General features: G+C 40.8%; 13 protein-coding genes and 1 tRNA gene. 9 read left to right on the forward strand and 5 right to left on the reverse strand.

The annotated features are described in order from the left end of the window. The first annotated feature begins 74 nt into the window (after positions 1-74). Positions 75-3200 (forward strand): cytochrome c biogenesis protein CcsA, encoded by a 3126-nt coding sequence (ccsA, locus tag C5O00_RS00535; protein ID WP_105217532.1) that lies wholly within the window; start codon positions 75-77, stop codon positions 3198-3200. Here the strand turns inward: ccsA and C5O00_RS00540 are convergent. The 3 genes from C5O00_RS00540 to C5O00_RS00550 all read right to left on the reverse strand — a co-directional run bounded on the left by C5O00_RS00540 (position 3197) and on the right by C5O00_RS00550 (position 6027). Then, a complete protein-coding gene (locus tag C5O00_RS00540; protein WP_105213969.1) occupies positions 3197-4633 on the reverse strand; it encodes a pyridoxal phosphate-dependent decarboxylase family protein in 1437 nt (478 codons plus the stop codon). The two genes, ccsA and C5O00_RS00540, sit on opposite strands and share 4 nt — an antisense overlap. Positions 4634-4661: 28 nt before the next feature. Beyond that, entirely contained in the window at positions 4662-5351 is a 690-nt protein-coding gene (locus tag C5O00_RS00545; protein ID WP_105213971.1) for a ferredoxin reductase domain-containing protein, read from the reverse strand. Between the two features lie 598 nt (positions 5352-5949). Then, positions 5950-6027, reverse strand: a tRNA-Pro gene (locus C5O00_RS00550). Between the two features lie 76 nt (positions 6028-6103). Between C5O00_RS00550 and C5O00_RS00555 the strand changes: the two genes are divergently transcribed. Beyond that, positions 6104-7225 carry a PQQ-dependent sugar dehydrogenase gene (locus C5O00_RS00555; RefSeq protein ID WP_105213973.1) on the forward strand — a complete coding sequence of 374 codons (1122 nt, stop codon included), beginning with the start codon at positions 6104-6106 and terminating at the stop codon, positions 7223-7225. 43 nt (positions 7226-7268) lie between these two features. On the opposite strand, the gene C5O00_RS00560 is transcribed toward C5O00_RS00555, so the two are convergent. Together C5O00_RS00560 and C5O00_RS00565 are read right to left on the reverse strand one after the other, a co-directional pair. After that, complete coding sequence (locus tag C5O00_RS00560; RefSeq protein ID WP_105213975.1) at positions 7269-8603, reverse strand: hypothetical protein; 1335 nt, start codon at positions 8601-8603, stop codon at positions 7269-7271. A 2-nt stretch (positions 8604-8605) separates the two neighbouring features. Next, positions 8606-9223 (reverse strand): YceI family protein, encoded by a 618-nt coding sequence (locus C5O00_RS00565; protein WP_158676742.1) that lies wholly within the window; start codon positions 9221-9223, stop codon positions 8606-8608. A gap of 200 nt (positions 9224-9423) precedes the next feature. Between C5O00_RS00565 and C5O00_RS00570 the strand changes: the two genes are divergently transcribed. From C5O00_RS00570 to C5O00_RS00600, 7 genes are all read left to right on the forward strand, one after another. Next, positions 9424-9912, forward strand: coding sequence for a c-type cytochrome (locus C5O00_RS00570; RefSeq protein ID WP_244593005.1), 489 nt, complete (start codon positions 9424-9426; stop codon positions 9910-9912). Between the two features lie 78 nt (positions 9913-9990). Beyond that, positions 9991-10602 carry a uridine kinase gene (udk, locus tag C5O00_RS00575; RefSeq protein ID WP_105213981.1) on the forward strand — a complete coding sequence of 204 codons (612 nt, stop codon included), beginning with the start codon at positions 9991-9993 and terminating at the stop codon, positions 10600-10602. 2 nt (positions 10603-10604) lie between these two features. Further along, positions 10605-10940, forward strand: coding sequence for an FtsB family cell division protein (locus tag C5O00_RS00580; protein WP_105213982.1), 336 nt, complete (start codon positions 10605-10607; stop codon positions 10938-10940). Further along, on the forward strand, positions 10933-12297 hold the full coding sequence (locus C5O00_RS00585) for a methylmalonyl-CoA mutase subunit beta (protein ID WP_105213984.1): 1365 nt from the start codon (positions 10933-10935) through the stop codon (positions 12295-12297). The genes C5O00_RS00580 and C5O00_RS00585 overlap by 8 nt, the downstream gene beginning before the upstream one ends. Next, entirely contained in the window at positions 12287-12919 is a 633-nt protein-coding gene (locus C5O00_RS00590) for a hypothetical protein (RefSeq protein WP_105213986.1), read from the forward strand. The genes C5O00_RS00585 and C5O00_RS00590 overlap by 11 nt, the downstream gene beginning before the upstream one ends. Then, positions 12919-15054 (forward strand): methylmalonyl-CoA mutase, encoded by a 2136-nt coding sequence (gene scpA, locus C5O00_RS00595; RefSeq protein WP_105213988.1) that lies wholly within the window; start codon positions 12919-12921, stop codon positions 15052-15054. Before C5O00_RS00590 ends, scpA begins: the two co-directional genes overlap by 1 nt. Next, positions 15054-15590, forward strand: coding sequence for a GNAT family N-acetyltransferase (locus C5O00_RS00600; protein ID WP_105213990.1), 537 nt, complete (start codon positions 15054-15056; stop codon positions 15588-15590). The genes scpA and C5O00_RS00600 overlap by 1 nt, the downstream gene beginning before the upstream one ends. Positions 15591-15629: the final 39 nt, after the last annotated feature.

A 15629-nucleotide genomic window follows, 5' to 3' on the forward strand; every position in this document is an offset into this window, starting at 1 on the left:
TTTTTTATTTATAAAAACCTTTCCTATACGCAATAAAAATGAATTTCATCCTGAGAATATCAAGTAAACTCTTCATGTTTTTACAATCATTATGGTTAATGGTTACGTTGTTCATTTTAATGGCTGCGGCAATGGGTGTAGCAACCTTTATAGAGCATGATTCCGGTTCTAATACCGCAAGAATCCTGGTTTACAACAGTTGGTGGTTCGAAGGTCTTATGGTACTTTTTGTTGTAAATTTTTTCAGTAATATAAAACGTTACGCCCTTACATATAGAACAAAATTGCCGGTTCTATTGGTGCATTTATCATTGGTATTAATCATCCTCGGGGCATTTATTTCACGATACTATGGGTTTGAAGGACTTATGTCTATACGCGAAGGGCAAAGGACCCGTGAAATGCTTATCGATAAAGCACATTTAAATGTTACTATCGAAAAACCTGTGGGCGATAAATTAATAAAACAATCCCTTTCCAAACCTCTACTCCTATCACAACAAACACCGATACATAATAGTTTCTCAATAGAAACTCACGTTGACAATCAAAGGATCGAAATTGAATATTTAAAATTTATTGAAAACGCCAATAATGTGCTACTGAATGATGAAATGGGAGAAAACTACCTGAAGATAGTAAGTGTAATAAATGGTAAAAAACAAGATATATACATTAAAGAAGGTGAGGTTGTTGCCGTGCAAAATGGAAAATTCGCCCTGAACAGACCTACCAAGGATGCGGTGAACTTCTTGATTAGAAATGAGTCGTTATTCCTTCTTTCTCCGTTTAACGGATCTGTATTGAACATGGCGAGTCAGGAAAGCCATGCCGTGACCAAAGATAGAATCACGCCACTTGCATTAAAAGCTCTGTACACAATCAATGAAATGCAATTTGTTGTTCCGGAGGAATTAAAAAAAGGGACTTTAACTATTGAAAGTAATAATGTGTCGGGAAATACAACAGATGATGCCTTACAACTAAAAATAAAAATTGCTACTCATGAAAAAGTGATCACCGTATTTGGAAATAAACAAAAAATTGGCGTACCGATCACAGAACTTGTTGGAGGATATAAGTTTACAATATCATATGGTGGTATTCCACATAGTCTTCCGTTTAATATTGAACTACAAAAATTTAAAGCCGACAAATATCCCGGTACTACCAATAGCTATGCGGGTTTTAGGAGTGATGTCCAGGTTTCGGATCCGGAGAATATCTTCGAGGCAGCTATTTTTATGAATCACGTGCTGGACTATAAAGGCTATCGATTTTTTCAAGCTTCATTCCATCCGGACGAACAAGGAACCATATTAGCCGTAAATCATGACAGAGTTGGTACATGGGTAACATATATAGGCTACTTTTCTTTATTCCTGGGATTACTAATGATCCTCTTTAGCAAACACACCAGATTCGGTATAATTACTAATCAGCTTAGAATATTGGAGCAGAAATCAAGCAAGAAATTTGTGGTATGTCTATTTCTTTTTAGCCTGGGATATGGACATGCCCAAAAAGATTCTCTACCACATAAAGAAGTACAACAGAAACTAGACTCCATTGTATTAAAGCACCGAGTACCGGAACAATTGGCCATGAAATTCGGGAGCTTGGTAATTCAGGATATAGATGGGCGTATGATGCCCATCAACACATTTTCTTCAGAGATTCTGCGGAAGATCAGTAAACAGGACCATTATTTAGATCTAAATTCCGATCAAGTTTTAATCTCGATGATCCAGTTTCCGGAATTATGGTATAATATACCCTTAATCTATGTGAAACAGGATAATGATAGTCTTAGAAGTGTCTTAGGCGTAAAAGGAATCGATAAACATATTTCCCTGTCAAATTTTTTTAAAGAGGATGGTTCCTACAAATTAAGCAAATTTGTGAATACCGCATATATGTCGGCCGTTCCCAATCAATTCGAAAAGGATTTTATAGAAGTAGACCAGAGGGTAAATTTATTTTATAACAATTTAAGTGGAGCAGTCTTAAAACTATTTCCGGTGCCAAACGACCCAAATAACAAATGGATTGCACCCACCGACTTACAACAGCATCTAATTCCATCAAAGGATTCTTTATTTATTTCACAAATTATCCCCTTGTATGCCTCAAGTCTGAACGAAGCACAAAACCAACATAATTATGATGAGTCAAATTTTCTTCTAAATACTATCGAGAAGTATCAATTAAAATATGGCGCCGGGGTAAGACCAAGTGACAGCCAGATCAAAGCCGAAATCGCATATAACAAATACGATATTTTTAAAAAGCTCTTTTCCTGGTATTTATACGCGGGGGTTCTCATGCTAATAAGCGCCTTACTGTTTATGTTCCAAAAAAATAAAATACTTTCTACTTTGGTATTCATATCAAAGGCACTCATTTATGTCTGCTTTTTTTTGCATTCATTAGGACTGGTTATGCGTTGGTATGTATCGGGTCATGCACCATGGAGTGACGCTTACGAATCCATAATCTATATTAGTTGGGCAACTATGCTCTTTGGGCTAATTTTGGGACGAAAATCCAAATTAACCCTTGCCGTGACATCCTTTGTTGTCTCGATGATATTGATGGTTGCTCACTGGAATTGGTTAGACCCCTCCATTGCTAATTTACAGCCGGTGTTGAATTCGTATTGGTTGATGATTCATGTTGCAATTATAGTGGCTAGTTATGGGCCATTCGCCATAGGGATGATTTTGGGGTTTTTAAGCTTAGTGCTCATGACATTCCTCCACAAAAACAATCATGAAATTTTAAAGCTGAATATTAAAAAATTATTATTGATTAACGAATCTGCCCTAACAATAGGTTTGGTATTATTGACCATAGGGAACTTCCTGGGAGCGATGTGGGCAAATGAAAGTTGGGGACGATACTGGGCCTGGGATCCCAAAGAAACCTGGGCCCTAATAAGCATACTGCTGTATGCACTCATTATACATTTAAGGCTTCTGCCAAAATTAAAAAGCAAATGGCTATTTGCTACAGTAAGCGTAATTGCCTTTTACAGTATCCTGATGACTTATTTTGGTGTGAATTTTTACTTGTCCGGACTTCATTCTTATGCTAAAGGGGATAATATTGTCACGCCCGGGTTTGTATATTATTCATTAGCAATAATTATAGTTGTAGCAATACTAGCATATAGAAAACAACTTAAATATAAACTTTAAATATCGAGATGTGCTTTGATTCTTTTCAATAAAAGTAACAATAAGTCTATTTCCTCCTTATGAGTTCTAAAGGATAAAATCGCAGCACGCAATGTTAACTTATTGTCTAAAATGGTGGAGGAAATAAATATTCTACCATCATTTTTTATGTAATCTAAAACGAACTTATTTAATACATCACTTTCATGACCTTTAATCTCCAGTCTGAAAACTACAACGCTTAAATCCGGTTCACATAGTACTTTATATCCAATGGAAATAAGTTGTTGATACAGGTAATATGCTAAATATAACTTTTCATCCAGGTAATCTCCGAATACCTGCTCCCCGTATAATTTAAGTGGTAGCCACATCCGAAGCCCTCTGAAGTGTTTACTTAATTCTGGCGAAAGATCGGCAGGTGACAATTGCGATTCTGTCATCGCATCACGCATATAATTGGCCTTATAAGTATGTGCAGCCATGAGGTGCTTGACATTTTTTACTAACACCATGCCCAAACCATAGGGCATAAACAATCCTTTATGAGGGTCTAAAATTACCGAATCTGCCAATTCTAATCCTTTAAGCTTGTCTTTACCTAAGGCAGTTAACATAAAATATCCACCATAGGCAGCGTCCACATGATACCATAGGTCAAATTCTTTGGCAATACTACTTAATTCCAATAAAGGATCTACAGCTCCCACGTCTGTTGATCCTCCGTTAGCTATTAAGAGAAAAGGGACAAGCCCTTCTTCAGTATCTTTCTCTATCTGGAGTTTTAAAGCATCCAGAGAGATTTTAAATTGTGGATCCAGAGAGATTTCTCTAACAATACTTGTCTCTAACCCTATTACCTTTAAAGCCTTTTGAATACTGTGATGGGTCTGTGAAGAACAATAAATCACACCTTTATCTACATTGGTGTTATCCACACCTTTGTGATGTTTTGCAGTATGAAGCGCTATTAGGTTGGCCATACTACCACCGGAAGTCAAATTACCACCGTAACCTTCCTTATATCCAATTAATTTGGCTGTCCAGTCTATCAAAGCATCTTCCATTCTAACAGCGCCGGGAGAAGCATAAAATATTCCGGCATATCTGTTCGTGACGGCTGCCAGATAATCACCAAGGGCGGCGCTGTAAATTCCACCTCCCGGAATATAGCCCAAATGACCACCGGATGCAGGGTTTAGTCCTGTATTAAGCACTCGATCCTGGTAAAATTCAAGAATTTGGTCAATTGTGGTTTTATTCTCATCAATTAGGAAGAACAAATCATCTTCTTTATCCTTATGTGTGTTATTCTGAAATGCCTTTTGACTATTTAGGGTAGATAAAAAATGTTCGGAAAAATTATTGATTTTTTCAAAAAGTAACTGTCTTTCACCAGTTGATTCTTCTAGTACATAAACGTTACTTTCGCTGCCTGATGTTCCATCTGTCATTAGTATATATGTATTATTACTAAGGTGATCAAAACTGATATCCTGTTTGAATGTTGTCTTTTTTCACACCTAGGTTAATTAAAAATGATTTGATATCAATTTCGAAATGCATGGGACCACAGATATAAAATTTCTGTTCCGAAATGGATATAAATTCCGACAAATACTCCTGATTGACTTTTCCAAAATAAAAATTTTTGTATTTGGTTCTGCTCAGGAAAATCAATAATTTGGAATGGAATAATTGTTTCAATTTTTTATAAAACAATATATCATCCTTCGTTTTATTGGCGTAGATAAGACTATGGTGCTTTTTTATATCAATTCCTTTATCTTCCATCTCCTTAAATATCGGCAAAAAGGGCGTAATACCAGTCCCGGCGGCAATAAAAGTCCCGCACCCATTATATGTATACACATCCCATGCGTTGGATAGCTGAATTGTATCGTTAGGCACTAACTGAGCTATACCTTTGGAAAGTCCATTTTTTCTTGGATAAACTTTTATAATAAATTCCAGGTAGTCATCATCTGGTACATTTGATAACGTAAAAGAAGACACCGATAATTCATAACCGGGTTTATCAATACTCATATCAACTGCTTGCCCTATTTTGAAAATGTATTTATATGGTTTTGTAATTCGCAATAAAATTACATCGTGATTAATATTTAGGATGCTTATAACTTTCGATTTATAAGGAAAAATAAAACCCATACAGCTACTTCTAATTGTATTGTTTTGGATGCATTATTAGAACGATAGTTACAAATAATAGTTAAACAAAGAAGCAATCGGAGTTATCATATTTTTTATCACTTCACTAAATATATTGCTCAATGAAAGTCGGGGAAGCTTTGCTTCATCTCCCTGTGTCACCCTGAACTTGATTCAGGGTCTATTTTATTCCCAAGATTACGCTCGTACCTCGCGTGATGCTGATTGGAGGGGTGTTGCTCAATGAAAGTCGGGGAAGTTTTGCTTCATCTCCCTGTGTCACCCTGAACTTGATTCAGGGTCTATTTCATTCCCAGGATTACGCTCGTACCTCGCGTGATCCTGATTGGGGGGTGAAGCTCAATGAAAGTCGGGGAAGCTTTGCTTCACCTCCCTCTGTCACCCTGAACTTGATTCAGGGTCTATTTCATTCCCAGGATTACGCTCGTACCTCGCGTGATCCTGATTGGGGGGTGAAGCTCAATGAAAGTCGGGGAAGCTTTGCTTCCCTTACTTTTTTATTCCCACCGCGGCCGTGAAGCCAGCTTCAGCCTTGTGGAAATAAAAAAGTCGGACACTTTCTGTGTCCGACTTTCATTGGTCGGGGTGGCAGGATTCGAACCTGCGACCTCCTGCTCCCAAAGCAGGCGCGATAACCGGGCTACGCTACACCCCGAAAATTGGATTGCAAATATATTCCTTTTATTTATTTTTCAAACGTTTTTTAGTACCTTTTCAGAAATGAGATCCCTATGAAAAAAATTGTGATTTTCCTGTTACCCTTGCTGCTGATATTTGCCTGTAAAGAACCGGTAAAAGAGAACGACGTTGCCATTAAATCTAACACAGCCCGAACATATTCAACAGTTCGTGTAGTCGATAATCTTAGCAATCCCTGGGGCATGACGTGGTTGCCTGATGGCAGCATGCTAATCACCGAAAAACGCGGAGAGATCCTTCACATTAAAAATGGAGTGAAAACTAATGTTGAAAACGTGCCGGAGATCTATGTGCGGGGTCAGGGTGGTCTAATGGATATTGAGATACATCCTAATTATAAGGAAAATCCTTGGATCTATTTTACATATGCTTCACCTGAAGGAGAAGGTAAAGGAGGTCATACCAAATTAAGCCGGGCAATGTTACTGGAAGGAAAACTAATAAATATCCAGCACTTGTATAAAGCCAGTCCAAATTCAACCAGTGGCCAGCATTTTGGCTCCAGAATAGAATTCGACAATGAGGGGTATCTGTATTTCAGCATCGGGGAGCGAGGTGATCGTGATAAAAATCCTCAGGATATTACCAGAGATGGAGGGAAGATCTATCGCCTTTACGACGATGGAAAGATTCCTGTCACCAATCCCTTTGTTAATGAAATGGGAGCCAAACCTGCAATTTTTACCTACGGGAACCGGAATCCCCAGGGAATGGCTAAACATCCCGAAACGGGTGAAATATGGATGCACGAACATGGCCCAAAAGGTGGCGATGAGATCAATATCGTTAAAAAGAGGGCAAATTATGGCTGGCCGGTGATTTCGTATGGCGTAAACTACAGCGGTACAAAGTTCACCGAGGAAACAGCGCGGCCGGGAATGGAACAACCTGTTTATTACTGGACGCCTTCTATCGCTCCCTGTGGAATGACCTTCGTTACGGGCGACACCTATCCGGAATGGAAAGGTCATCTACTGGTAGGATCTCTAAAATTTAACTATGTAGAATTGGTTAAACTGAAAGGCAATAAAGTAATAGGAAGAGAAAAGATCGCCGAGGGTATAGGCAGGGTGAGAAATGTAAAACAGGGTCCTGATGGTTTTATTTATGTTGCTGTTGAAGGTGACGGAATCTACAAGATCCTGCCAAAATAAAAAAGGGGCCGATACAGGCCCCTTTCATTAACAAAAAATTAAACTAGAAACTTATTACAGATTCTACCACTACTCCGCTAAATTTACCTTCATTGTAAATATTACCGGGAGCAAAACCGTCGTAGGTCTGGTTTACATATTCTAATTTAGCCAGTACATTCTTGGTAAGGAATACACCTCCACCTATATTAAATCTGTCGATAGTGACATCCAGTCCGGAGCCAGCTTCTTCTCCACTTGCGCTATTGTATCGTCCACCTACGTAGAAATTCTCGTTGTTTCCAAACCGGTATAGAACTTCTATCATATATTGTGTCCAATCTCTACGCTTTTCAGTTAGAGGGGTTGTAGCTTCAAATTCAGAATCGGAGCGTCCGCTGGTTAATTCCACCAAACCGAATACCTCAAGTCCCTGGTATTTCACAAATGGGTTGATCATAATAGCTGTGATTTCATTTCTGAATCCCGGATCGTAACGGCCGGAACGGAAATTACCGGAAGCACTTGCTTCAGCATCTTCTAATACAAAATAGTATCTGGAACCTGTACGGTCGGCAGAATATAGATAAACTCGCGCTGCATGAGCCGTGTTGTAAATAGATCCGGTTAAACGTACTCTCAGGTCATTGCTCAATTGCTTATCCCATCCTACTTTACCCAATAAGGAAGGTGAAGTGGTGTCCGGGTTGTTCACCGCCTGGTTCAATTTACCATTAGACATACCCACCATAACTAGCCAACCGTTGTTTCGATAATAGATTTCTCCTCCAACTTCTGTGGTAAAAGCATCCAATATGGTATTCCCAACAAATGGATTATAAATTGCAGATGAGTTGTCTGATCTTCTGAAGTGCTGGTCTCCATAGTTCTGCTCCATATGTCCTAACTTCACAGTTACATGCTTCATCAGGTCACTTAAAGTACCCTCCTTTATAAAATTAAGATTATCAATTTGCAGATAACCTCCTTTTACATAAGGTTCCGGGTGGTGTCTTGAAGACAAATACGTTCTTAAGTGCATTCTTAATCCATCGCCCAATTCTACATCCAGGTCTAAATTGGCGGTAGCCAGGTTGAAATTGTCGCCTATCTCTATCAATGGTACCATTTCGTACCAAGGACTGGAAGGGTTGTCGGTAGCCACAAAGCCATTCTCATGATCTATAGCTTGAAATTGTAAAGCCGATGATCCACCTACTCTTACCCTCACTCCGTCGAAGGCTTTTACAATAGCCGTGTCTTTAGGCGCTTCAAAAACATTGATGCCCTGCTTGTCAGGCTCTCTGAAGTTATTTAAACTTCGTTTATTTTGTGCATAGGAGAAGGTTACTCCCAGCAATAAACTTAATACGATTAGTTGTTTTACAATGTGTTTCATGGTTAATTGTAATTAAGGTTAAAATCAATTATAATATCATTTCCGGTTTTTAAGGTCCCTAGCAAGGCAGTAGGTGGTTCCACATCGAAATCGGACATTTTCAATGGTTTTTCACCTTTTATGATCACCTTACCTCCTACTACTGCGATTTTAGTATCAATAGTAACTGTCCTGGTTTTACCCGCAATGGATAGCGTCCCTATTAATTTTGCTGTGTAATTATCGCTGCCTGTATGTTGTATGGATTCTACTTTATTAAGTCGGTAGGTGATGCTAGGATGGCTGTCACTCTTAAGGGCATCATAACATTTATTGTCCATGACGCGCTTACCACTCTCGAGGGTTTTTACACCCACTTTTACCTCGATATTGTGTATTTTAAGATCTCCATCAGTTACATGATCGAAATCGAGTTTTCCGCTAAAAGATTTCGAGATCATCTCCCAGTCATGTAATGACGAGGTTCCTTTAATAGTAAAATTCGATCCCGAAGAATTAAGTTTGTAACTTAGTTTATTCGTGGGTTGTACTGCATCGTTCATGGCAATATCTCCTGCTTGAGAAAAACCGTAAAACGAAACAAAAAACACTAACATCAATAGATTAAACTTTTTCATCATGTGAAGACTTTTGTGTAACATTTGATACAAAACTAAATACCGCTTGTAGTTTAATCTATGATAATTGTCAGCACCGAAAATCCGGAAAATTGACATTTATCATAGTTTGAAAAATTTCAATTTGTTAGAGTGAGCGATCCGATGGAATTTTGCAATATTCAACCAATGGTGACTTGCCAACTTGAGGTTTTACCGTACTTTTGAAAGAATTATTTAAAGAGATCATGCACAGAACATTCAACTATATCTTCGTCCTTAACCTGGTAGTAAGTCTATTATTCGCCTGCAATTCATCTACTAAAAATGCTTCAGAAAAAAATCAACCTGAAGTGGCAGATCTCTCTATGGCTCAGGATGAGTTAAGCAGATCGAAAGAGCGAGGTGGCCTTATCTATACCGATTTCTGCATGCAGTGCCACATGGCAAACGGGATGGGCATTACAGGTACGTTTCCTCCTTTGGCCGGGTCCAACTGGTTAATAGAAAAACGTACCGAAAGCATCCACGCTGTGAAATACGGCCAATCCGGGAAGATAGAAGTGAACGGGGAAATTTACGACAATATCATGGTGCCCATGGGACTTAGTGATGAAGAGGTGGCAGATGTAATGAACTACATCATGTCCTCCTGGGGTAACACTCTCGATAAAATGGTTACCCCATCGGAAGTTGCTGCCGTTAAAAAATAAACCAATACTTAAGGAAATATGGTAAAGATCATGTTTTCTGTCTAACATTATTCCTACTTTTGTACAAACCAAGAATCTATGCTTATTATAGGTATCGCCGGAGGTACAGGGAGTGGTAAAACAACGGTCGTTCAGCAGATCATAGAACAATTACCGGAAGGAGAAGTATGTATCATTTCACAAGATTCGTATTATAAAGATATTAGCCACCTAACTTACGAGGAAAGGGTGAAGATCAATTTCGATCATCCCAAGGCTATCGATTTCGATCTTTTGTCTACTCACCTAAAGGAACTAAAAAAAGGCAACTCCTTCGAACAACCGGTTTACTCGTTTGTAGAACATAACCGAACTTCAGAAACCATTACCACCCATCCTAAAAAAGTGGTGATCGTTGAAGGTATCCTTATCCTTACGCATCCCGAAATTCGCGAACTGTTCGACATTAAAGTGTATGTTCATGCCGATAGCGACGAACGCCTGATACGTAGATTAAAAAGGGATATCGTGGAACGAGGGCGCGATCTCAACGAGGTGCTTAATCGATACCAGACCACACTAAAACCTATGCATCAGGAGTTTATAGAACCAACCAAGGAATACGCAGATATTATCATCCCGACAAATAGATATAATACCGTGGCCGTGGATCTAATTCGAAATATTATTCATCAGAAGCTGGACAACTAACTGTGAAATTTTCAGAAATAAAAAAGAAAAAATGGTTCCTGGTATTTAGTAGTACCTATGTACTCATACTTATCTTTTTTATCGTGTGGATGATTTTTTTCGACACCAATTCGTTCTTTATTCACCGGGAATTGGATCAGGATATTAAAGGCCTGGAAGAGAATAAAGAATTCTACAAGCAGGAAATTGAAAAGGACAAAGCTTTTATAGAGAAGATGAAAGACAGTGCCGAAATGGAAAAATTTGCCAGGGAAAAGTACTATCTGAAAAAGGAGAATGAAGACATTTATATTATAGAGCACGAAGACAGCCTGAAAAATAAAGACCACAATGACTAACTTATTCGATGAATTTGACGGGGTTTCGGCTAAAGCCTGGAAGCAAAAGATACAGGTGGACCTTAAAGGTGCCGATTATAACGACACCCTCATCTGGCAATCTCCCGAGGGCATCCACGTAAAACCGTTCTATCACCCCGATGATTTTAAGTCTGCTTTCGAGCCCATTCCGGGTCAACCTCAGCAGTGGGAGATCGTTCAACAGGTTTTTATTGATGACGTGGCCATCGCCAACAAACTGGCCCTGGACGCCATGGACCGCGGAGCGGAAGCCCTGCTTCTTATTGCCGAAAATTCCTTCGAGATAGAACCCATGTTCACTGGTTTCGATTTCTCGGAAGCTACCTTGTATTTCGATCTGCGTTTCCTGAATCTTGAATTTCAAAGGAAGCTGCAAACCTATCTAAGCGAAAAACAAGCCTGTGTATTTTACAATATCGACCTCCTTGGTAACCTGGCGCGAAGTGGCAATTGGTATACTAATCTTAAACAGGACCATGAGATCCTTGATAATCTTTTTTCTGAATTTTCTTCGGAAGCGATCTTAGGTGTGGATATGGCCTTGTATCAAAACGCCGGAGCTCATAGTGTTCAGCAATTAGCCTATGGGTTGGCACATTGTAACGAATACCTGCATCACTTCAGCAATAAAAAAGATCTGCTTGTAAATTTTAAAGTTGCTGTTGGAAATAATTACTTCTTCGAAATAGCTAAAATAAGGGCGCTACGGAAATTGTACTCGGTACTAGCACAGGAATTCGGCATGAACCCAAAGTGTAATATCCTTGCAGTCCCGTCGCAGCGAAATAAAACCATTTACGATTATAACGTGAATATGCTGCGTACCACCACCGAATGTATGAGTGCCGTACTGGGTGGTGCCAATGCCGTAAGTAACCTCCCCTATGATGCTATCTATCATAAAAGCAACGAATTTGGCGAACGGATCTCCCGCAACCAATTGCTCATTCTGAAGTCGGAAAGTTATTTCGATGCAGTATCCAATCCTGCGGATGGAACGTATTATATCGAAGCGCTCACCGATCAGCTGGCTGAAGCCGCCCTGGCACTTTTTAAAGAGATCGAAGCGAACGGCGGATTCCTGAAAATGCTGAAACAGGGCACCATTCAGAAGAAAATAAAAGAAAGCGCACAAAAGGAACAGAAAATGTTCGAGGAGGGAAAACTGGCACTCCTGGGTACAAATAAGTATCCCAACACCGCTGATAGAATGAAAGACACCATCGAATTATTTCCGTTCGTAAAGAACAAGCCAAGAAAAACGCTCATCGAACCTATCATCGAGCGTCGCCTGGCCGAACCCCTGGAAAAAGAAAGGCTTGATAATGAAAATTAAATATATACTGCTGGTAACTATAACTCTCGTCCTCACGGCCTGTGTGGACAAAGCTCTTGAAGCTGTTGTCTGGACAGAGATCGAAGCCGATGAGGAACCGCCGGGCACCTACCATTTGCTGGAAGAAGATGGCACCAAGATCTTCCTGCCTCACGATTTTACCCGTTATTCGGTCTCCAAATTCCAAAAGGTGCTGGATTCTGTGTTGGACGGACAGGAGTACGAATCGGAAATTAAAAGGATCAATAAATTAAAGGATGCACGGGGTTCGTTCTATATTTATTTCGATGATCAATCCCGCTCCAGTCTTACCGTAAGTACGGTAGAATACATGCAAATTGAGCAAGAAGAGGCCCAAACTCTCCTGGGTATGATCCGGTCTCACCTGGATTACGAAGCGCTTAAAAAGAATATAGAGATCGAAAAAGTTACCGCGAAATACAGCGGCGACAAAACAAAATACGTCTTCAAATCTGTCTATAAGTTAACCGATCTCGAAACGAACACAGAGTGGTATAATTCAAGTTATATCGTTACTTCCAATCTTAAAACAGTTTTTATTCAACTGGTAACAAGTTTTGAAACCGATTTCGATCCGTACATTTTAAAAACTATACTATGATGAGCAGAAAGAACTTGGAACATCTTAGTTTAAATGGCAATGCCGAAAATAAACCGGGCCCATCTGTAGATTCCACGATTACTGCCGAAGAAATTACGGTTAAAAAACAATACACTCCTTCCGATCTCGATCATATCCATCACCTGGACTTTGTTGCGGGTATCGCCCCCAACCTTAGAGGTCCATACTCCACCATGTATGTTCGCAGGCCATGGACCATAAGACAATACGCGGGGTTTTCTACCGCCGAAGACAGTAACGCTTTCTACCGCCGAAACCTGGCAGCCGGACAAAAAGGGCTGTCTGTAGCCTTCGACCTGGCAACGCATAGAGGCTACGACAGCGATCACGAGCGTGTAGTTGGTGATGTGGGAAAAGCAGGCGTAGCCATAGACAGCGTGGAGGACATGAAGATCCTTTTCGATAAGATCCCTCTGGATAAAATGAGCGTATCCATGACGATGAATGGTGCGGTGCTGCCTATCATGGCTTTTTATATTGTTGCTGCTGAAGAACAAGGCGTTTCTCCCGAAGCTCTGGCCGGCACCATCCAGAACGACATTTTAAAGGAGTTTATGGTTAGAAACACTTACATCTACCCTCCTGCTCCATCGATGAAGATCATTAGTGATATCTTCGAATTCACCTCAGAGAAAATGCCGAAGTTCAATTCCATCTCGATTTCGGGCTATCATATGCAGGAAGCGGGCGCAACCTGCGATATCGAACTGGCCTATACGCTTGCCGACGGCCTCGAATACATCCGCACCGGAATTGCGGCGGGAATGGATATAGATTCTTTCGCTCCCAGGCTTTCTTTCTTCTGGGCCATCGGGATGAATCATTTTATGGAAATTGCCAAAATGAGGGCTGCCAGAATGCTTTGGGCGAAGCTCGTAAAACAATTCAACCCTAAGAATCCCAAATCGCTATCGCTTCGTACCCATTGCCAAACCAGTGGTTGGAGCCTTACAGAACAAGATCCTTTTAACAACGTAGCCAGAACCTGCATTGAAGCGGCGGCAGCGGCCTTTGGCGGTACGCAGTCCCTGCATACCAATGCCCTGGATGAAGCTATCGCACTTCCCACCGATTTCTCGGCACGTATCGCCAGGAATACCCAGATCTATCTTCAGGAAGAAACCCAAATTACGCGAACGGTCGATCCCTGGGCGGGTAGTTATTATGTAGAAAACCTCACTCACGAGATCGCCAATAAGGCCTGGATGTTGATTCGGGAAGTGGAAGAATTAGGAGGAATGACCAAGGCCATTGAAGCAGGGATCCCTAAACTACGTATAGAAGAAGCGGCAGCGCGAAAGCAAGCTCGAATCGATAGCGGCCAGGATATAATTGTTGGTGTAAACAAGTATCGCCTCGAAAAGGAAGACCCACTGCATATACTCGACGTGGATAACCAAAAGGTTAGAAACGGACAAATTGCGCGTCTTGAAAGGATAAAAAACGAAAGAAATAGTGAAGCGGTAGAAACTGCCCTCGCAAAATTAACAAACTGCGCCAAAACAGGTGACGGAAATTTATTAGCTTTAGCCGTAGATGCAGCCCGTAACCGTGCGACCCTTGGAGAGATCTCGTACGCATTGGAAAAGGAGTTTGGACGATATAAAGCGCAGATCCGGTCCTTTAGCGGCGTGTATAGTAAAGAAATGCAGAAAGACCCTTCTTTTGAAAAAGCCCGTGCGATGGCAGATCGGTTCGCTGAACTGGAAGGACGACGTCCTCGAATAATGATCGCCAAAATGGGACAGGACGGACATGACCGGGGTGCCAAAGTAGTGGCAACAGGTTATGCCGATGTAGGTTTCGATGTGGATATTGGTCCGTTGTTCCAAACCCCGGCCGAAGCCGCAAAACAAGCCATGGAGAACGATGTGCATATCCTGGGTGTTTCCTCCCTGGCGGCCGGACATAAAACCCTCGTTCCCCAGGTAATCGAAGAACTGAAAAAACAGGGCCGTGATGATATCATGGTGATCGTTGGTGGTGTTATTCCACCACAGGATTACGAATTTCTCTTCGATGCTGGTGCCGTGGCGGTTTATGGCCCTGGCACACGTATTAGCGATGCCGCCATTGAAATGCTTCAGATCTTGATCGATTCGGTAGCCGAATAATGGAATATATAATAAAAACAAACAGACTTGGACTTCGGAACTGGAAACACTCAGACGAATTACCTTTTATTGAAATGGGTAAGGATGCCGAAGTAATGAGGCATTTCCCTACAGTGCTAAGCGATGCAGAATCGCTGGATCTTATCAAAAGACTTTCAGATCATTACAAGGAATACGGCTATACCTACTTTGCGGTAGATGAATTGGAAACAGGTGAATTTATCGGGTTCACAGGATTGAAAAATCAGATTTGGGAAAGCGAATTCACACCCTGTGTGGATATGGGGTGGCGACTAAAACGAGCTGCCTGGGGTAAGGGTTTTGCTACCGAAGCTGCCCGGGCTTGCCTAGAAGCAGCCTGGCCGAAATTTGGCTTGAAGGAAGTACTTGCCTTTGCCACCGATACCAATCTGGCTTCCCAACGGGTGATGCAAAAAATAGGAATGGATCATATCGGCAAGGTGCAACATCCCATGATAAAAGGCGATAGCAGGTTCAGACATTGTGAGGTGTATAAATTTACTATGCAAGCATAATATTTAAGGTTTAATCCTTACATTTACTGCTCTAAAAAA

It is taken from the genome of Pukyongia salina (assembly GCF_002966125.1).
GTDB classification, from domain to species: Bacteria; Bacteroidota; Bacteroidia; order Flavobacteriales; family Flavobacteriaceae; genus Pukyongia; species Pukyongia salina.